Source organism: Staphylococcus sp. EG-SA-17 (genome assembly GCF_017151845.1).
GTDB classification, from domain to species: domain Bacteria; phylum Bacillota; class Bacilli; order Staphylococcales; family Staphylococcaceae; genus Staphylococcus; species Staphylococcus aureus.
Genome location: NZ_JACVZO010000106.1, coordinates 1 through 442 on the forward strand (window position 1 = coordinate 1; position 442 = coordinate 442).

The 442-nt window shown below is 31.4% G+C and carries 1 protein-coding gene and 1 pseudogene; both read left to right on the forward strand.

All coding sequences use genetic code 11. The annotated features are described in order from the left end of the window. Positions 1-234: pseudogene (locus IDG65_RS14265) on the forward strand (DNA replication protein DnaC); the annotation flags it as partial. Then, positions 228-389: a hypothetical protein gene (locus tag IDG65_RS14270; protein ID WP_000237153.1), complete on the forward strand. Its 162-nt coding sequence runs from the start codon at positions 228-230 to the stop codon at positions 387-389. The pseudogene IDG65_RS14265 and the gene IDG65_RS14270, both read left to right, overlap by 7 nt. Positions 390-442 lie beyond the last annotated feature (53 nt).

Sequence of the window (442 nt, forward strand, 5' to 3'; positions counted from 1 at the left end):
ATTGATTTACTTGTACTAGATGATATGGGTGTAGAAAACACAGAACACACTATAAATAAACTTTTCAGCATTGTTGATAACAGAGTAGGTAAAAACAACATCTTTACAACTAACTTTAGTGATAAAGAACTAAATCAAAATATGAACTGGCAACGTATAAATTCGAGAATGAAAAAAAGAGCAAGAAAAGTAAGAGTAATCGGAGACGATTTCAGGGAGCGAGATGCGTGGTAATCACAAAACAAAATATAAAAGAAATATTACATTGTAGAGATGTATATGCTCAAAAGATGATTGATTTTGCAAACGGAGACCAAGAGAAACTTAAAAAACTTATTGATGATAAGTTGAAAGAAAAAGAAGAAAGACCCGCAATCGTCGAATATTAAGGAGTGTTAAAAATGCCGAAAGAAAAATATTACTTATACCGAGAAGATGGCAC